Origin of the sequence: Pseudomonas shirazensis (assembly GCF_014268785.2) — a bacterium.
GTDB lineage: Bacteria > Pseudomonadota > Gammaproteobacteria > Pseudomonadales > Pseudomonadaceae > Aquipseudomonas > Aquipseudomonas shirazensis.
The window spans coordinates 1,977,807-1,996,792 of the sequence record NZ_JABWRD020000001.1; the positions used below are offsets into that span (position 1 = coordinate 1,977,807).

The following is an 18,986-nucleotide window of genomic DNA, read 5'->3' on the forward strand; positions in this document are numbered from 1 at the left end:
CCTTGTGGCGAGGCGCCTACGGCGGCTTTACACTCGGACCACCGCCGTAACCTTGGGTTCGCCATGACGACAATAGACGATGAAGATCGCCGCGAATACTACCGCATCGAAGACAGGATCGCACTGGAAATCACCCCGCTTAGCGCGGCTGAGGCCCTGGAGCCAGAACTGTTGCAGGATGATTCGCCGCTGTTCAACCTGCTCAGCGAACTGCATCTGTCCGACTTCGAATCGCAACATCTGCTGCGCCAGTTGAGCGACAAGGACCGCACCCTGGCAGCGTTTTTACGGGCCCAGAACAAACGCCTCGACCTGCTCAGCGCAGTGGTCGCGCACAGCCTGCTTGGCGAGATCGGCGCACCACATCGGGTGATCCTCTCCGAGGGCGGCATCGAGTTCAGCCAGACCAGCGCGATCGCCGCCGGCACCCGAGTCAAGGTCAAGATGGTGTTGATGCCCCGCGCCCATGGTTTGCTGCTGCGCGGCCGGGTTACCCACTGCGACGCCCGCCCCGGCGGCGACTATGAAGTCGGCACCGAATTCACCGACATGACCGACGCCCAGCGCCAGTTGTTGGCGCGGTATATCCTGCAGCGCCAGCAACAGCAACGTCGGCAGGCGCTGGAACAGAACGACCCCGCCTCCTGAGCTCCGCTCTTATTGATTTGAAGGAACGAACGTGACCCTGATCTACGGCCATCGCGGCGCCAAGGGCGAAGCACCTGAAAACACCCTGACCAGCTTCCGTCAGTGCCTGGAGCACGGCGTCAATCGCTGTGAACTGGACCTGCACCTGTCGGCCGACAACCAGCTGATGGTGATCCACGACCCAACGCTCAAGCGCACCACCGGCCGCCGCGGCAAGGTAGTCGAACACAGCGCAGCTGACCTGAACACCTATGACGCCCGTGCCGGCGGCCCCGGCCATGTACAGCCCTGCCCTATTCCACGGCTTGAAGAGCTGTTCGAGAAATGCGCATTCGAGCACTGGCAGCTTGAGGTCAAAAGCGCTTCGCGCACTCGCGCCGCCAGTACCGTGCTGGCCATCCGTGAGCTGGCGCAGCAATATGGCCTGCTCGACAAGGTCACCATCACCTCAAGCTCGCGCGAAGTGCTCAGCGCTGCGGTTGAGCTGGTGCCGGATGTGTCGCGTGGGCTGGTAGCAGAATATGCCTGGCTCGACCCACTGAAGGTCGCGCAGAACTACAACTGCCAGATGCTCGCCCTGAACTGGACGCTATGCACCCCCGAGCGCCTGATCAAGGCACAGCGCCAGGGTTTGCACGTGTCGGTATGGACGGTCAACGAGCCGGCGCTGATGCGCCGACTCGCCGACTTTGGCGCTGACAGCCTGATTACAGACTTTCCCGGTTTGGCCAAGACCACCCTTGGGTAGGATTGAAACCGAGCTCCCCGACCGGCTCAGGCCACCGGTCGGAGCCGCTCAAAAAAGCCGGTTGAGGCCGTCGTAGGCCGCTACGCGATAGGCTTCGGCCATGGTCGGGTAGTTGAAGGTGGTGTTGACGAAGTACTTCAGGGTATTGCGCTCACCCGGCTGATCCATGATCGCCTGGCCGATGTGCACGATCTCCGAAGCCTGGTAACCAAAGCAGTGTACGCCAAGGATCTGCAAGGTCTCGCGATGGAACAGGATCTTCAGCATGCCTTGCGGCTCACCGGCGATCTGCGCACGCGCCATGCTCTTGAAGAATGCCTTGCCGACTTCGTACGGCACCTTGGCCTGGGTCAGTTCCTGCTCGTTTTTGCCGATCGAGCTGATCTCGGGAATGGTGTAGATCCCGGTCGGCACGTCGTTGACGAAGCGCCAGCTGCCATTGTCGACAATGCTGCCCGCTGCCGAGCGGCCCTGGTCGTGGGCGGCACTGGCCAGGCTCGGCCAGCCGATCACGTCACCGGCGCCATAAATGTTCGGCACGGTGCTGCGGTAGGCTTCGTCGACTTCGATCTGACCACGGCTGTTGACCTTGATGCCGATGTTTTCCAGGCCCAGCTTGTCGGTGTTGCCGGTACGGCCGTTGCACCAGAGCAAGGCGTCGGCCTTGATCTTCTTGCCCGATTTCAAATGCAGGATCACGCCGTTGTCGAGGCCTTCGACCCGCTCGTAGTCCTCGTTATGACGCACGGTGATGTTGTTGTTGCTGAAGTGGTAGCTCAGTGCCTGGGAGATTTCCGAATCGAGGAAGCTCAGCAGCTGCCCACGGTTGTCGACCAGCTCGACCAGTACACCCAGGCCACTGAAGATCGAGGCGTACTCGCAGCCGATCACGCCAGCACCGTAGACAATCAGTTTGCGCGGGGTGTGGCTGAGGCTGAGGATGGTGTCGCTGTCATATACACGCGGGTGGTTGAAGTCGATATCAGCCGGGCGGTACGGGCGCGAACCGGTGGCGATGATGATGTGCTTGGCCACCAGCTTTTCGACCACGCCATTGGCGCAGACCACTTCGACCGTTTGCTCGTCGGCAAAGCTGCCGGTACCGACAAATACATCGACGCGGTTACGGGCGTAGTAACCGGTGCGCGAAGCGACTTGCTTGGAGATCACCTTCTCGGCGCTCTTGAGCACGTCCGGGAACGAGAACCAGCGCGGCTCGCCAATGGCACGGAACATCGGGTTGGTGTTGAACTGCATGATCTGCCGCACCGAGTGACGCAGTGCCTTGGACGGGATGGTGCCCAGGTGGGTGCAGTTGCCGCCAACCTGGCGACGGCTATCGACCATCGCCACCTTGCGCCCTGCTTTGGCGGCGTTCATTGCCGCACCTTCTCCGGCCGGGCCGGAACCCAGCACCACTACGTCGTAGTTGTAGACAGCCATGCGTACTCCTTCAAAACTGGCCCGCCGGCCGGTTGGCCGCGGGGCGCGATCATGTCGCCGCGGCGCCATGGAAAAATTCGGGTGCAGTCTAATCAAGCGTCAACGCCGCGCACATTAACCCTTGGTCGCGTCGTAGGCGAATTTTGCCTTCACTACATATCGTGCAAGGCAAGCCTGCGCTAGCCGGCCATTGCCTTTCAAATGCCGATCAGTTAAGCCAATTGGGGCCGCTCTGCGGCCCTTCGCGGGTGAACCCGCTCCCACAGATAGGCCAATCCTGTGGGAGCGGGCTTGCCCGCGAAGGGCTGCAAAGCAGCCCCAAAATCAGCAATACAACGCTATCGGCGGATCAGCGCGGGAAGGCTGGCGGGTTGACCCCGGCCATGTCTTCCATCACGCGCACTACCTGGCAGCTGTAACCGAATTCGTTGTCGTACCAGACGTACAGGACAACACGGTTTTCGTTGCAGATGGTCGCTTCGGCATCAACCACACCGGCGTGGCGCGAGCCAACGAAGTCGGTCGAAACCACTTCCTGCGAGTTGACGTAGTCGATCTGCTTGTGCAGCTCGGAGTGCATGGCGACCTGGCGCAGGTACTCGTTGATCTCTTCGCGGCTGGTGCCGTTTTCGAGGTTCAGGTTGAGGATGGCCATGGACACGTTCGGCGTCGGTACACGGATCGCGTTGCCGGTCAGTTTGCCCTTGAGCACAGGCAGCGCCTTTGCAGCAGCGGTGGCGGCACCGGTTTCGGTGATGACCATGTTCAGCGGCGCGGCGCGGCCACGACGGCTGCCCTTGTGGAAGTTGTCGATCAGGTTCTGGTCGTTGGTGAACGAGTGAACGGTTTCGACGTGGCCATTGATGATGCCGAACTTGTCGTTGACTGCCTTGAGCACCGGCACGATGGCGTTGGTGGTGCAGGAAGCCGCGGAGATGATCTTGTCATCGGCGCTGATTTCACCGTGGTTGATGCCGTGCACGATGTTCTTCAGCGCGCCTTTGCCAGGTGCGGTGAGGATTACGCGGGAAGCGCCTGGGCATGCCAGGTGCTGGCCGAGGCCGTCGGCGTCACGCCATACACCGGTGTTGTCGACGATCAGCGCATCTTTGATGCCGTACTGGGTGTAGTCGACTTCGCTCGGGCTCTTGGCGTAGATAACCTGGATCAGGTTGCCGTTGGCGGTGATGGTGTTGTTGGCTTCGTCGATGGTGATGGTGCCATCGAACGGGCCGTGCACCGAGTCACGACGCAGCAGGCTGGCGCGTTTGACCAGGTCGTTTTCAGCACCCTTGCGGACAACGATGGCGCGCAGACGCAGGCCGTCGCCACCACCGGTTTTTTCGATCAGGATGCGTGCCAGCAGACGGCCGATGCGACCGAAGCCGTACAGCACAACGTCGGTGCCCTTGCGCGCCGAAACGTTTTGCTGACCAACCACGTCGGCCAGTTCTTCGCGGACGAACTGCTCGGCGCTGCGGCCATTGCCTTCAAGCTTGAACTTGTTGGCCAGCTTGCCCAGGTCGACCGAAGCGGCGCCCAGTTTCAGCTCGCTCATCGCCTTGAGCAAAGGGAACGTCTCGTGGACAGACAGTTCGGTCTCGTCGGTCTGACGATGACGCGCAAAGCGGTGCGCCTTGAGGATCGAGATCACCGAACGGTTGATCAGACTACGGCCATAGATCGAGCTCACCACATTGTTGTTGCGGTAGAGCTGACCGATAAGCGGGATCATGGCTTCAGCCAAAGCTTCACGATCAATCCACTCACCAAGACACTGGTCGGGCTTCTGAGTCACGGGAACCTTCCACATGTAGGGGTAGAAAAAAGGGGCTACATTATGACGCCCCACGGCGTATCGAGCAATGAGCGCCTGTCGTTAACGCTGCACACCGCTGCTTGAGCCCTCGCGAGCCTGACAGCTGGCACCGGCGTCGGTACAATCGACCTCTTTGCCGCAACGCTTGGAGTGCATTCTCCCGTGTCAGTTCTGCGCTTACCGCAATTGTCGGCCCAGGCCGGCAAACAAACCTGGGGCAACTTGCCCGGTGCCGCCCTCAGCCTGGCCATCGCCGAGGCCGCCAGTGGCGCCCGGCGCTTCACCCTGCTGCTGACCGCCGACAGCCAGGCCGCCGACCGTCTCGAGCAGGAGCTGCGCTTCTTTGCCCCGGACCTGCCGGTGCTGCCGTTCCCCGACTGGGAAACCCTGCCATACGATCTGTTCTCGCCGCACCAGGACATCATCTCGCAGCGTATCGCCAGCCTGTACCGGCTGCCGGAACTGGACCACGGCATTCTCGTGGTGCCGATCACCACCGCCCTGCACCGCCTGGCGCCAACGCGCTTTCTGCTCGGCAGCAGCCTGGTCCTCGACATCGGCCAGACCATTGATGTCGAGCAGATGCGCAGCCGCCTCGAAGCCAGCGGCTATCGCTGCGTCGACACGGTCTACGAGCATGGCGAATTTGCCGTGCGCGGCGCGCTGATCGACCTGTTCCCGATGGGTAGCAAACTGCCGTTTCGGATCGACCTGTTCGACAACGAAATCGAGACCCTGCGCACCTTCGATCCAGAGACCCAGCGCTCGATCGACAAGGTCGAATCGGTACGCCTGCTGCCGGCACGCGAATTCCCGATGCAGAAGGAAGAAGTCACCCGCTTCAAGGCACGTTTCCGCGAGCGCTTCGACGTGGATTTTCGCCGCAGCGCGATCTTCCAGGACCTCGCCAGCGGGATCATCCCCGCCGGCATCGAGTACTACCTGCCGCTGTTCTTTGAAGAAACCGCGACGCTGTTCGACTACCTTCCAGCTGACACCCAGGTGTTCTCGATGCCCGGCGTCGAGCAGGCTGCCGAGCATTTCTGGAACGACGTGCGCGGGCGTTATGAAGACCGCCGCGGCGACCTGACCCGACCACTGCTGCCGCCGGCTGAACTATTCATGCCAGTGGAAGACTGCTTCGCCCGCCTCAAACAGTGGCCGCGCGTGGTGGTCAGCAGTGACGACCTCGAACCCGGCGCTGGCCGGCAGAGCTTCCCGGCGCGCGAGCTGCCCAACCTGGCCATCGAAGCCAAGGCCAATCAACCGCTGGCGGCGCTGTCGACGTTTCTTGAGCAGTTCCCGGGCCGGGTGCTGTTCACTGCCGAATCTGCCGGCCGCCGCGAAGTGCTGCTGGAGCTGCTCGAGCGGCTCAAGCTGCGCCCGCAGACCGTTGACGGCTGGACCGATTTCATCACCGGCAAAGAGCGCCTGGCGATCACCATCGCGCCGCTCGACTACGGCCTGCTGCTGGACGACCCGGCACTGGCATTGATCGCCGAAAGCCCGTTGTTCGGCCAGCGCGTGATGCAGCGCCGACGCCGCGAGAAGCGCGGCGAGGCGGCCAACGATGCGGTGATCAAAAACCTCACCGAACTGCGCGAAGGCGCACCGGTGGTGCATATCGATCACGGGGTCGGCCGCTATCTGGGCCTGGCCACACTGGAAATCGACGGCCAGGCCGCCGAATTCCTCACCCTTGAGTACGCCGAGAACGCCAAGCTGTACGTGCCGGTCGCCAACCTGCACCTGATCGCCCGCTACACCGGCAGCGATGACGCCCTGGCGCCGCTGCACCGGCTCGGCTCGGAAACCTGGCAGAAGGCCAAGCGCAAGGCTGCCGAGCAGGTCCGCGACGTGGCTGCCGAACTGCTCGACATCTATGCCCGTCGCGCCGCACGCAAGGGCTATGCCTTTGCCGACCCTGCAGCCGATTACGCCACCTTCAGCGCCGGCTTCCCGTTCGAGGAAACACCCGACCAGCAGAACGCCATCGACGCGGTGCGCGAGGACATGCTCGCTGCCAAGCCGATGGACCGTCTGGTCTGCGGCGACGTCGGCTTCGGCAAGACCGAAGTGGCCATGCGCGCGGCATTCATCGCCGTGCACAGCGGCCGCCAGGTGGCCGTGCTGGTACCGACCACCCTGCTCGCCCAGCAGCACTACAACAGCTTCCGCGACCGCTTTGCCGACTGGCCGGTAACCGTCGAGGTGATGAGCCGCTTCAAGTCGGCCAAGGATATCGCCGCTGCCGCCGCCAATCTGGCCGAGGGCAAGATCGACATCCTGATCGGCACGCACAAGCTGCTGCAGGATGACGTGCGCTTCAAAGACCTCGGTCTGGTAGTGATCGACGAAGAGCACCGCTTTGGCGTGCGGCAAAAAGAGCAGCTCAAGGCCCTGCGCAGCGAAGTCGACATCCTCACCCTGACCGCCACGCCGATCCCGCGCACCCTGAACATGGCCGTGGCCGGCATGCGCGACCTGTCGATCATCGCCACCCCGCCGGCGCGCCGGTTGTCGGTGCGCACCTTCGTCATGGAGCAGAACAACAGCACGGTGAAGGAAGCTTTACTGCGCGAACTGCTGCGTGGCGGCCAGGTGTATTACCTGCACAACGACGTCAAGACCATCGAGAAGTGCGCCGCCGACCTCGCCGAACTGGTACCTGAAGCGCGCATCGGCATCGGCCACGGGCAGATGCGCGAGCGCGAGCTGGAACAGGTCATGAGCGACTTCTATCACAAGCGCTTCAACGTGCTGATCGCCTCGACCATCATCGAAACCGGTATCGACGTGCCCAGTGCCAACACCATCGTCATCGAGCGCGCCGACAAGTTTGGCCTGGCCCAGTTGCACCAGCTGCGCGGCCGGGTTGGCCGTAGCCACCACCAGGCCTATGCCTACCTGCTCACCCCTGCCCGGCAGAAGGTCAGCAGCGACGCCGAAAAACGTCTGGAGGCGATTGCCAATACCCAGGACCTCGGTGCCGGCTTCGTGCTGGCCACCAACGACCTGGAAATCCGCGGCGCCGGCGAGTTGCTTGGCGATGGCCAGAGCGGCCAGATACAGGCGGTCGGCTTCACTCTGTACATGGAGATGCTCGAACGCGCAGTCAAGGCGATCCGCAAGGGCAATCAGCCAAACCTGGAACAACCACTTGGCGGCGGCCCGGAAATCAACCTGCGCCTGCCGGCGTTGATCCCGGAAGACTACCTGCCCGATGTGCATGCGCGGCTGATCCTGTACAAGCGCATCGCTTCGGCGGCCGACGAAGAAGGCCTAAAGGACCTGCAGGTCGAGATGATCGACCGCTTCGGCCTGTTGCCGGAGCCGACCAAGAACCTGATCCGCATCACCCTGCTCAAGCTGCAGGCAGAAAAACTCGGCATCAAGAAAGTCGACGGCGGCCCCAACGGCGGCAAGATCGAATTCGAAGCCGAGACCCCGGTCGACCCGCTGACCCTGATCAAGCTGATCCAGGGCCAGCCCAAACGCTACAAGTTCGAAGGCGCTACCCAGTTCCGCTTCCTGGTGCCGATGGAACGCCCGGAAGAACGCTTCAATACAGTGGAGGCGCTGTTCGAGCGCCTCACCCCACAGCCTGCTTGAAGGAAGTTACATGCGTGCCATTCGTTGCCTGACCTTGCTGTTGACGCTGTGTGCGCCGACGGCGTTTGCTGATGGCTTGTATCAGGTGGAAATGCTGCTGGTGCGGCAAAACGATGTACCGGCGGTGACCAGCCAGTTCGCCCCGGAAGACTGGCGCGCCGGCGCGCCGCGCCTGAGCAAGGAAGCCGAACGGCCACCGGTGCTGACCGACGAAGCGACCCGCCTGGAGGCCACGCCGAGCTACACCGTGCTGCTGCACAAGGCCTGGCAGCAACAGCTCGGCAGCGAGCCCAGCAGCATTGCTCTGGGCGCTGGCGAGGAGCAGTTCGGTCACTTCCCGATCGAGGGCAACCTGAGCCTGGCCGACGGCCGCTTCATCGCTGTGCAGGCGAGCTTCTGGGTCAACCAGCTCGATGGCAACGGTAACGTGCTGCGCAGCGAGCACTTCCAGCAGAGCAATCGCAACATGAAAAGCGGCCAGCTGACCTTCCTCGACGGTGGCCACCTGGCACTTCTGCTCAAGGTCGCACCCGTCGGCGCGCGCAAACTGCCGGAGATGACTCCGGAGATGATGGAGCAGTGACACCGTGACCTCCGACGCAGTCGCCCTGGTGCGCAGCAACATCAGCTGGAAACGCGCCTTCTCCGCTGCGGTTTTGCAACGCGGCCAGCGCTACGCCGAAGAAGACCGGGTACAGATCCTCGACCATGACGACAGGCGGATCGAAGCCACCTGTCGCGGCAGCGGCAGCGGCATCTATACCCAGCGCATTTTCATCACTGCGGCAGCTGGCCAGTGCCATGTGCGCGGCCACTGTTCATGCCCGGTCAGAGAGAACTGCAAGCACTGTGCTGCGGTGCTGTTCGCCCTGCTCGACAGCAGCGCGCCGGCTGAAAGCGACGCCCTGCCCCATCATTTACAGCACTGGCTGCAAGGGATGCAGCAACCGGCCACAGTCAGCCTCGGCGCAGATGACAAACGCGGGCGGATGGTCTGCTATCAGCTGGTGCTCCATGAAGACCGCAGCTGCAGCCTGCGCGTGCGCAAAGGCACCGACGATGAGCGTGGCCTGCGCTTCAGCCGGGTGCAGTCGCTGTATGACTTTTTGTATGACACGCCACGCTTCGTCACAGCTGAAGACCTGCGCATCCTGCGCCAGTTGAATGGACAGAACATCCCTTACGGCCAGGACCGCGGCTACGCACTCAAAGGCCAGGAAGGCGGCGAATTGCTGCAGCGCGCACTGGACACCGGCCGCGTCCTGTACAGCGACGACCGGCCACTGCTGCGCCAGGGCCCGGAGCGCGAGGCCGAGTTCCGCTGGGTGCGCCAGAGCGACGCCACCTATTGCGGCAGCTGGTTCAGCGGCGAGGAGAAGCTGTTCGTGCTGGCACTGGCGCCGCTGTTCTGGCTGGATGTACGCGCCGGTGAAATTGGCCGTGTCAGCCATTCACTCGCCCCGCATATAGCCCTGCAACTGTCACTGGCACCACCGGTACCCGAGCATCTGGTAGTGCCGCTGAGTCACAAGCTCAACGCCCTCAACCATCAAGTGCCGACCCCGACCGAGGTCAAGCAGCAACTGCTCGAAGATATCCAGCCGACCCCGCGCCTGACCCTGGGCAGTCTCGAGTTCAGCGCTTACACGCCCAAGACCGGGCGCATGCAGCGGCAGATGCAACACCGCGCCGCGCTGGCGTTCGACTACGACGGCGTGCTGGCAATCGGCAACGACGACAAGCCCCTGACCCGCCTGGTTGGCGCCACCAGCCAGCGCATCCGTCGTCAGCCACAGGCCGAGCAAGCCATGCGCAAGACCCTGCGCGAGCTGGGCTTCAAGCTGGCCACCCGGCAAAGCAAAGCGTTGCCCGACAGTGCCGGCGACATGCATCAGCTTGCCGACGACGAAGCGTGGCTGACATTTGCCCGCGACGGCTTGCCGCGACTGCGTGAGGCCGGCTGGCACATCGATGTGCACCGCGACTTTGCCTTCAACTTGCAGGAGGTCGAAGACTGGTACGCCAGCGTCGACGAAGCGCCGGGGCATGAATGGTTCGATCTTGAGCTGGGCATCGTTGTCGATGGCCAACGTCACAGCCTGCTGCCAATCGTGCTGCAACTGCTGCGCAGCAATCCGGAAATGCTGCGCCCCAGCGAACTGGCCCGGCGCGGTGACGATGAGCACTTGCTGCTGGACCTCAACCGCGGCCGCCTCGATAGCCCGCCGCTGCGCGTCGCCCTGCCCTATGGCCGGATCAAGGTCGTGATGGCGACGCTGGGCGAGCTGTATCTGCACGAACACGCAGGCGGCCCGGCGCTGCGCCTGGACCGCGCCGATGCTGCGCGCCTGAGCGACATGGAACACATGCCGCTGCTGTGGGAAGGCGGCGAGCACGTGCGCGGCCTCGGCCGGCGCCTGCGCGATGCACGGGATATCCAGGTCGAGCCGCCGCTCGCGCTCAACGCCACCCTGCGCCCGTATCAGCAGCAGGGCCTGAACTGGCTACAGGCGTTGCGCGAGATCGGCACGGGCGGGATTCTGGGCGACGACATGGGCCTGGGCAAGACTCTGCAGACCCTCGCCCATCTGCTGCTGGAGAAACAACATGGTCGCCTGTTGCAGCCAGCCTTGGCGGTGATGCCGACCAGCTTGATCCCCAACTGGATCGACGAAGCCCAGCGCTTTGCCCCCGACCTGCGCGTGCTGGCCCTGCATGGGCCGGCGCGCAGCAAGCACTTCGCCAGCCTTGACCAATACGACCTGGTCCTGACCACCTACGCGCTGGTGCCGCGCGATATAGAGCAGCTGCGCGGGCAGCACTGGCACACGCTGGTGCTGGATGAAGCGCAGAACATCAAGACCAGTACCAGCAAGGCCGCCGTCGCCGTCTGCGAGCTGCAGGCAGGCCAGCGCCTGTGCCTGACCGGTACGCCGATGGAAAACAACCTCGGCGAGCTGTGGTCGCTGTTTCACTTCCTCATGCCCGGCTGGCTGGGCGACAGCAAACGCTTCAATCAGGAATACCGCACCCCCATCGAGCGCCACGGCGATCAGGACCGCCTGGCCCACCTGGCTGGGCGCATTCGCCCGTTCCTGCTGCGTCGTACCAAAGAGCAGGTGGCCAAGGAGCTGCCAGCCAAGACCGAGATGGTGCACTGGGTCGAGCTCAGCGACGCCCAGCGCGACACCTACGAGGCGGTGCGGGTGGCGATGGACAAGAAGGTCCGCGACGAACTTGCCCGTAACGGCGCAGCGCGCAGCCAGATCGTGATTCTCGACGCCCTGCTGAAGCTGCGCCAGGTGTGCTGCGACCTGCGCCTGGTCAAGAGTGTCGAGAGCAAGGGTAATCAAGCCGACAAGGGCAAGCTGGGCAGCCTGCTGCAGATGCTCGAAGAGTTGCTCAGCGAAGGCCGCCGGGTCCTGTTGTTTTCCCAGTTCACCTCGATGCTGGCACTGATCGAGCAGGAGCTGATCAAGCGCGACATCCGCTACAGCCTGCTGACCGGCGACACTCGAGATCGGCGCGCACCGGTGCAGCAGTTCCAGCAGGGTGACAGCGAAGTGTTCCTGATCAGCCTCAAGGCCGGCGGCACCGGGCTCAACCTGACCGCTGCGGATACGGTGATCCACTATGACCCATGGTGGAACCCGGCAAGCGAAAACCAGGCGACCGACCGTGCCTACCGGATTGGCCAGGACAAACCAGTGTTCGTCTACAAGCTGATCACTCGCGGCACCGTCGAAGAGAAGATTCAGTTGCTGCAGCAAGAGAAGGCAGCACTCGCCGCCGGCCTGCTCGATGGCGGCCAGAGCGGCCAGTGGCGTCTGGGTGATGAAGAGATTGAAGCGCTGTTCGCGCCGCTGCCGGGCAAGCGCAGCCGTTAGGTGAGCCGGGCTGACCTGTCACCTAGGTCAGCTCGGCATTTGTTCAGTCGATCAACTGTGCTTCTTTCAAAGCGCCAAGCGCCTCCAGCCAGCGTGGCTGCTGGCGATAATCGGTGCTGGCAAAACCCTGCCCGCGCATGCCGGCAACCCGTGGCGAAGGCTTGACCTTGAGCCGCTGCGCTGCACTCAAAGCCAGCTCTGCCGCGGCGCGGTCATTACACACCAGGCCCATGTCACAGCCGGCGCTCAAAGCCGCTTCGATCCGGTTGGCGGCATCGCCGACCACATGCGCACCGGCCATCGACAGGTCGTCACTGAAGATAACCCCGGTAAAGCCCAGCTCGCCACGCAGAATGTCCTGCAACCAGCGACGCGAAAAGCCAGCAGGCTGATTGTCGATCTGCGGGTAGATCACATGCGCGGGCATGACCGCAGCCAACTGACCGCGCAGACGGGTGAACGGCACCAGGTCAGCCTGGCGCAACTGCTCGAGGCTGCGCTCGTCGGTGGGGATGGCCACGTGCGAGTCGGCCTCGGCCCAACCATGCCCCGGGAAGTGTTTGCCGCACGCAGCCATGCCGGCTGAGTTCATGCCGCGGATGAACGCGCCGGCCAGTTGCGTGGCCCGCTCCGGATCGCCTTCGAAGGCGCGGCTGCCAACCACTGCGCTGCGCTGATGATCAAGGTCGAGCACCGGCGCAAAGCTCAGGTCCAGACCGACCGCCAGCACTTCAGTGGCCATCAACCAGCCACATTGCTCGGCCAGGTACTCGGCATTGCGGTTGTCGGCTATCGCGCGCATGGCCGGCAGGCGCACAAAGCCCTGACGCAAGCGCTGCACGCGCCCGCCCTCCTGATCGACAGCCAGAATCAGGTCAGGCCGGATCGCCCGAATCGACGCACACAACTCTCGCACCTGACGCGGGCTGTCGATATTGCGGGCGAAGATGATCAGGCCAGCTACTTCAGGCTGGCGCAGCAACTGCCGGTCCTCGGCAGTCAGCCAGGTACCGGCGATGTCGATCATCAGGGAGCCTTGCAGGCTGGCAGTCATGAAAAGTCCTTCAGGGAATGTCGTGCGGTGAATTATCTGCGAAGCCTGTGCCCGCGCGCCAGTGCCGGCTCAGGCTTTGGCAGGCGTGCCAGCAGGGCTGGTCTTGCTGCGCGGGCGCAGTTGCGCGGCAGCCATGGCCTGGTCGGTGACGCCGCTGTCGGCACGCATACCGGCTGCGAGGAACGGCACCATCAGGCGCATGACCTGCTCGATCGAGGTGTTGATACCGAAGTCGGTTTCGGCGATAGCGCGCAAGGCCTTGATCCCGGACATGCTGAACGCCGCCGCGCCAAGCATGAAGTGCACCCGCCAGAACAGCTCGATCGGCGGGATTCGCGGCGCGGCATCATTGACCAGCAGCATGTAGCGGCGGAACACCTTGCCGTACATGTCTTCAAGGTAGCGGCGCAGGTGGCCCTGGCTCTGGCTGAACGCCAGGCCGAGCAGGCGCATGAAGATCGACAGATCATTATTGCTGCGCGGCTGCACCACCAGCGCTTGCTCAACGAGCATCTCCAGCAGTTCTTCAAGGCTCGGCTTGAGTTCCGGGCGGCCCTGGCGACGCTCGAGTTCACGCTCAAGGCTTGCGCAGAACGGCCCGAGGAAGCGCGAGAAGACCGCCTGGATCAGCGCCTTTTTCGAGCCGAAGTGGTAGTTCACCGCTGCGAGGTTGACGCCAGCCTTGCTGGTGATCAGGCGCAACGAGGTTTCCGCGAACCCCCTTTCCGCGAATAGCTGCTCGGCAGCATCGAGAATGCGTTCAACGGTTTCCGATTGGGCCATGACTACTCGCTACTCCGGGGTGGGGGCCTGACAAACAGTTGTTTGAAACATACGTTTCAGGCTTCTATCTGTCAAGGTTGGCTGACTCACCGGTCGCCATTAAAACACAGCCTCGCGTACAGAGCTTCAGGCCACGCCGTGCGTCAGCCCGAGCATCTTCTGCGGCAAGATGCTTGCAGCCAGCCTTCTACTGTATATAATCCCAGTCACTGTATAAAAAGACAGAGCGATCGCCATGTTGAAACTGACGCCACGCCAAGCCGAAATCCTGGCTTTCATCAAACGCTGCCTCGACGACAACGGCTATCCGCCGACCCGCGCGGAGATCGCCCAGGAGCTGGGCTTCAAGTCGCCCAACGCCGCTGAAGAACACCTCAAGGCCCTGGCGCGCAAAGGCGCCATCGAGATGACCCCGGGCGCATCCCGCGGTATCCGCATCCCTGGCCACGAAGCCAAGGCCGAAGAGAGCGGTTTGCCGATCATTGGCCGCGTCGCTGCCGGTGCGCCGATCCTGGCTGAACAGCATATCGAGCAGTCGTGCAACATCAACCCGACTTTCTTTCACCCGCCCGCTGACTACTTGCTGCGCGTACACGGCATGAGCATGAAGGACGTCGGTATCTTCGACGGCGACCTGCTGGCCGTGCATACCTGCCGCGAAGCACGCAATGGCCAGATCGTGGTCGCGCGCATTGGCGACGAAGTCACCGTCAAGCGCTTCAAGCGTGAAGGCAACAAGGTCTGGTTGATGGCCGAGAACCCCGAATTTGCCCCGATCGAAGTCGACCTCAAGCAACAGGACTTGGTGATCGAGGGCTTGAGCGTCGGCGTCATTCGTCGCTGATCCAGGAGGCGTCATGCAGCAAGCAATCCACGTACCGCAGTCAATTCAGTTGCCATTATTCGAAGCGTTTCTGGCCGAACCGGTGTTGCCTGGCCTCAAGGCCAGCGCCCAGGCACGGCAAAAAAACAGCGACCCCGAGCGGTTCAGCGAACTGTCCCTGCGCGGTACGCCGGGACATTGCCAAAGCCTGCTGGCGCCGGTACTGCGCGACCTGAGCGAAGAAGTGGATGCGCGCTGGCTGACGCTGATCGCCCCGCCGACCAGCCTGACCCAGGCCTGGCTGCGCGATGCCGGGCTTAACCGCGAGCGCATTCTGCTGCTGCACCCCAGCAGCAACAAAAGCGCCTTGCAGCTCACCTGCGAAGCCCTGCGCATGGGCCACAGCCATACCGTAGTCAGCTGGCTGGGTAGCCTCAATGTCACCCTGCGTCAGCAGTTGATCCGCGCCGCCACGGTCGGAAACGCACAAAGCCTGAACATCCGCCTCGGCTGATGTTCAGGCTTCGCCTGTTCTCATCGTGATCGTATAGGGGTCTGGCACTACTCAGTGCAGAACGCGCGGCCCTTCGTCACGCTCCAACTCGCCTTCCACCAGCTTGCCAGCCATCTGCACGCCGACGCTGAGCATGGCCTTGGCCACTTCGACGTGTTGACCCTGCAAAAACACCTTGGCGTCCTCGGAGAAATCCAGGGTTACCAATGAGCCTTCATCTTCGGCGCGACGCAGCTCGATCCGGCCATCAGGCAACTCTACAATTTCAAGAAAGGACGTCGACATAAAAGGCTGTTCTCCACGAAAGGGGAACATTGTACCAGCCAAGTGCCTGCTCAGCACTCACTCAACGCGTCACGAAAGCGCCTGGCCAGGTCTTTCAAATTGCTCCGCCACTGCTCGAGCTCTGCGCGCGAAAGCGCAGGCTGCTCGGGCTCGTCGAGGTTGATGGCCTGAATCAACGGCTGGGTGACGTCAGTTTTAGCAGTTTTTTTCGCGACAGGTGGTCGGAACAAATCTGCATAAGCGGTCAACATCTGCGCCAGCCAGGTTTGTCGACTGTCTGCCAGTTCGATGAGCTCGGCCAACTCCGGGATGGCAATGCCGGCCAGCACTTCGGCGTCCAGTAGCTGTTCAGCGCGAGCAGCGCCCGCCTGAGGCAGGCGGTAGAAGCCGGCGATTTCGTGACATAACCCAAGCAGCGCACCGTACAGGTGAAACTGCACCGCTTCGCGCTCGGCCTGCACCAGCCCCTGGGCGTTCATGGCCTGGCTTTGCTCAGCCTTGGCCATGGACTCCAGCGCGAGGCCGGCGAAGAACAGTTTCTGGTTGGTGCGGGTATAGAGTTCCTGGGCCATGGCGGTTGGCCTCCTGAGGGCAGCGTGGCGATCAGCAAGTTTCAGCTATCGCCGGGCACTCTCGCAAGCACAAAAGCCGCAAGCGCAAAAGCAGCGCGGGGCAAGCCTGCTGCTGCGCCTCACCCTGAGGACACAACAGCGGGCTTGCCCCGCGCAGGTGCTGCGGCGCCGGATCAGCGCTTGTCTTCGACCTTCCAGGCCTTGCCGTCGTAGAACGCCTTCCAACCGGTCGGCTTGCCGTCAACTTCGGACTGCACGTACTGCTCCTTGGTCTTGCGGCTGTAGCGGATCACGGTCGGGCGGCCGTCCGGATCCTTGGCAGGCGCTTCACAGAGGAAGTGGTACTTGGGATCGATCTCATCCTTGTGCGGGATGATTTCTTTCACCAATGGCGCGCGAGTTTCGCGGTTTTTCGGGAACTGGCTGGCCGCCAGGAACAAGCCCGAGGCACCGTCACGCAGCACGTAAGTGTCGTCGACCTTCTCGCACTTGAGCTCCGGCATTTCCACCTTGTCCATCTTCGGTGGCGCTGCTTCGCCGTTCTTGAGCAGCTTGCGAGTATTTTTGCAGGCCGGGTTGGTGCAACCGAAGAACTTGCCGAAACGGCCGGTCTTGAGCTGCATCTCGCTGCCACACTTGTCACACTCAAGGCTCGGGCCTTCGTAGCCCTTGATCCGGTAGCTGCCCTGCTCGATTTCGTAGCCAACGCAATCCGGGTTGTTACCGCAGATGTGCAGCTTGTGCTTCTCGTCCAGCAGGTAGGCGTCCATCGCCGTGGCGCAGATCGGGCAACGGTGCTTGCCGAGCAGCACGCGCGATTCGGACTCCCCCTCGTCGTCGGCCGCAATTTCGTCGCCGGGGACCAGATTGACGGTCGCCTTGCAGCGCTCTTTCGGCGGCAGGGTGTAACCCGAGCAGCCGAGGAACACGCCGGTAGAGGCGGTACGAATCATCATCGGCCGGCCACATTCCTTACAGGCGATGTTGGTCATGGTCGGCTGGTTGGCGCGCATGCCGTTCTCGGCAGACTCAGCGGTTTGCAGCTTTTTGCTGAAATCGCCATAGAACTCGTCGAGTACGTTTTTCCAGTCACGTTCGCCCTGGGCGACGTCGTCGAGGTTCTCTTCCATGCCGGCGGTGAAGCCGTAGTCCATCAGGTCGGAGAAGCTCTCGGACAACCGCTCGGTAACGATGTCGCCCATCTTCTCGGAGTAGAAGCGGCGGTTGTGCAGGGTGACGTAGCCGCGGTCCTGGATGGTGGAAATGATCGCTGCATAGGTCGACGGGCGACCGATACCGCGTTTTTCCATTTCCTTGACCAGGCTGGCTTCGGTGAAGCGTGCCGGCGGTTTGGTGAAGTGCTGGCTTGGATCAAGTTTGATCAACTTGAGCACTTCGCCCTGGCTCATGTCAGGCAGCACGTCATCTTCGCCTGGCTTGCTCTGCTGCGGCAGGACGCGGGTATAACCGTCGAACTTGAGGATGCGGCCCTTGGCGCGCAGCTCGAAGTCACCGGCCTTGACCGTGACGCTGGTCGACAGGTACTGCGCGGGCGGCATCTGGCAGGCCAGGAACTGGCGCCAGATCAGCTCGTACAGGCGCTCGGCATCGCGCTCCATGCCAGTCAGCTTGCTTGGATGGGTCGCCACATCGGACGGACGAATCGCTTCGTGCGCCTCCTGTGCGCCGGCCTTGCTGCCGTAGACGATCGGCGCTTCCGGCAGGTACTGCTTGCCGAACTCGCGCTCGATGTAGCTGCGGGCCATTTCTACGGCATCGGCCGAGAGGTTGGTCGAGTCAGTACGCATGTAAGTGATGTAGCCGGCTTCGTACAGACGCTGGGCCATCATCATGGTCTTCTTCACGCCGTAGCCGAGGCGATTGCTCGCCGCTTGCTGCAGGGTCGAAGTGATGAACGGCGCCGACGGCTTGCTGCTGGTCGGCCGGTCTTCACGCTTGGCGACGGTGTAGCTCGACGACTTGAGCTGATCCAGGGCAGCCATGGCCTGGGCTTCGTTGAGCGGCTTGAAGGCTTCACCCTTCTCGCGCGCTACTTCAAAGCGGACCTTGGCGTCCTTGGCGGTGCCGAGGTCGGCGTGTACTTCCCAGTACTCTTCAGGGTTGAACGCACGAATCTCGCGCTCACGCTCGACCACCAGCTTGACCGCTACCGACTGCACACGGCCGGCAGACAGGCCACGGGCAATCTTCGACCACAGCAGTGGCGAGACCATATAGCCCACCACGCGGTCGAGGAAGCGCCGCGCCTGCTGGGCGTTGACCCGGTTGATGTCCAGCTCACCTGGCTGCGAGAACGCCTCCTGGATGGCCTTTTTGGTGATCTCGTTGAACACCACGCGCTTGTAGCGGGTGTCATCACCACCGATGGCTTCACGCAGGTGCCAGGCGATTGCCTCCCCTTCGCGGTCCAAGTCGGTCGCGAGATAGATGGTGTCGGCATCTTTGGCCAGGCGGCGCAGCTCTTCGATGACCTTTTCCTTGCCGGGCAAGATCTCGTACTTGGCTTTCCAGCCAGCGTCCGGATCGACACCCATGCGCGAGACCAACTGGCGGCGAGCCTTTTCTTTCGGCGTCAGTACCGGTGCCTCAGCCGCAGCTGCCTTGCCACGTTTGGCCGCCGGCTCCTTATTGGCGCTGGCCGAACCGCTGGTGGGAAGGTCACGGATGTGGCCGATACTCGACTTCACCACGTACTGGTTGCCCAGGTACTTGTTGATGGTCTTGGCCTTGGCCGGGGATTCCACAATGACCAGCGATTTGCCCATGGATCGGTGTAT

The 18,986-nt window shown here is 62.7% G+C and carries 14 protein-coding genes; 7 read left to right on the forward strand and 7 right to left on the reverse strand.

Annotated features, from left to right (window positions below):
• Positions 1-63: 63 nt before the first annotated feature.
• Together HU736_RS09070 and HU736_RS09075 are read left to right on the forward strand one after the other, a co-directional pair.
• Entirely contained in the window at positions 64-648 is a 585-nt protein-coding gene (locus HU736_RS09070; RefSeq protein WP_101321176.1) for a PilZ domain-containing protein, read from the forward strand.
• 31 nt (positions 649-679) lie between these two features.
• On the forward strand, positions 680-1,396 hold the full coding sequence (locus HU736_RS09075) for a glycerophosphodiester phosphodiesterase (protein ID WP_103438019.1): 717 nt from the start codon (positions 680-682) through the stop codon (positions 1,394-1,396).
• A gap of 48 nt (positions 1,397-1,444) precedes the next feature.
• Here the strand turns inward: HU736_RS09075 and sthA are convergent, their stop codons facing one another.
• Positions 1,445-2,839: a Si-specific NAD(P)(+) transhydrogenase gene (gene sthA, locus HU736_RS09080; protein ID WP_101321180.1), complete on the reverse strand. Its 1,395-nt coding sequence runs from the start codon at positions 2,837-2,839 to the stop codon at positions 1,445-1,447.
• A gap of 349 nt (positions 2,840-3,188) precedes the next feature.
• Entirely contained in the window at positions 3,189-4,652 is a 1,464-nt protein-coding gene (locus HU736_RS09085) for a glyceraldehyde-3-phosphate dehydrogenase (protein ID WP_186699548.1), read from the reverse strand.
• Positions 4,653-4,820: 168 nt separating this feature from the next.
• Between HU736_RS09085 and mfd the strand changes: the two genes are divergently transcribed.
• The 3 genes from mfd to HU736_RS09100 are packed head-to-tail and all read left to right on the forward strand — an operon-like array spanning position 4,821 to position 12,157.
• Positions 4,821-8,270: a transcription-repair coupling factor gene (gene mfd / locus HU736_RS09090; protein ID WP_103438021.1), complete on the forward strand. Its 3,450-nt coding sequence runs from the start codon at positions 4,821-4,823 to the stop codon at positions 8,268-8,270.
• Between the two features lie 10 nt (positions 8,271-8,280).
• Positions 8,281-8,853: a CsiV family protein gene (locus HU736_RS09095; RefSeq protein ID WP_103438022.1), complete on the forward strand. Its 573-nt coding sequence runs from the start codon at positions 8,281-8,283 to the stop codon at positions 8,851-8,853.
• A 4-nt stretch (positions 8,854-8,857) separates the two neighbouring features.
• Positions 8,858-12,157, forward strand: coding sequence for a DEAD/DEAH box helicase (locus HU736_RS09100; RefSeq protein ID WP_186699550.1), 3,300 nt, complete (start codon positions 8,858-8,860; stop codon positions 12,155-12,157).
• 43 nt (positions 12,158-12,200) lie between these two features.
• On the opposite strand, the gene nagZ is transcribed toward HU736_RS09100, so the two are convergent.
• Positions 12,201-13,199 (reverse strand): beta-N-acetylhexosaminidase, encoded by a 999-nt coding sequence (gene nagZ / locus HU736_RS09105; RefSeq protein ID WP_178080835.1) that lies wholly within the window; start codon positions 13,197-13,199, stop codon positions 12,201-12,203.
• A gap of 81 nt (positions 13,200-13,280) precedes the next feature.
• The gene (locus tag HU736_RS09110) at positions 13,281-13,994 is read right to left on the reverse strand and encodes a TetR/AcrR family transcriptional regulator (protein ID WP_101321193.1); all 714 of its coding nucleotides are present in this window, start codon (positions 13,992-13,994) and stop codon (positions 13,281-13,283) included.
• A gap of 235 nt (positions 13,995-14,229) precedes the next feature.
• Between HU736_RS09110 and lexA the strand changes: the two genes are divergently transcribed.
• Both lexA and sulA read left to right on the forward strand, forming a co-directional pair.
• Entirely contained in the window at positions 14,230-14,838 is a 609-nt protein-coding gene (gene lexA, locus HU736_RS09115) for a transcriptional repressor LexA (protein WP_101321195.1), read from the forward strand.
• A gap of 13 nt (positions 14,839-14,851) precedes the next feature.
• Positions 14,852-15,331: an SOS-induced cell division inhibitor SulA gene (gene sulA, locus HU736_RS09120; RefSeq protein ID WP_103438024.1), complete on the forward strand. Its 480-nt coding sequence runs from the start codon at positions 14,852-14,854 to the stop codon at positions 15,329-15,331.
• A gap of 51 nt (positions 15,332-15,382) precedes the next feature.
• Here the strand turns inward: sulA and HU736_RS09125 are convergent, their stop codons facing one another.
• From HU736_RS09125 to topA, 3 genes are all read right to left on the reverse strand, one after another.
• On the reverse strand, positions 15,383-15,616 hold the full coding sequence (locus tag HU736_RS09125) for a hypothetical protein (RefSeq protein WP_101321200.1): 234 nt from the start codon (positions 15,614-15,616) through the stop codon (positions 15,383-15,385).
• Between the two features lie 50 nt (positions 15,617-15,666).
• Positions 15,667-16,188, reverse strand: coding sequence for a DUF6586 family protein (locus tag HU736_RS09130; protein ID WP_186699552.1), 522 nt, complete (start codon positions 16,186-16,188; stop codon positions 15,667-15,669).
• Between the two features lie 173 nt (positions 16,189-16,361).
• Positions 16,362-18,974, reverse strand: a complete 2,613-nt coding sequence (gene topA, locus HU736_RS09135) for a type I DNA topoisomerase (RefSeq protein WP_186699554.1) — start codon at positions 18,972-18,974, stop codon at positions 16,362-16,364.
• Positions 18,975-18,986 lie beyond the last annotated feature (12 nt).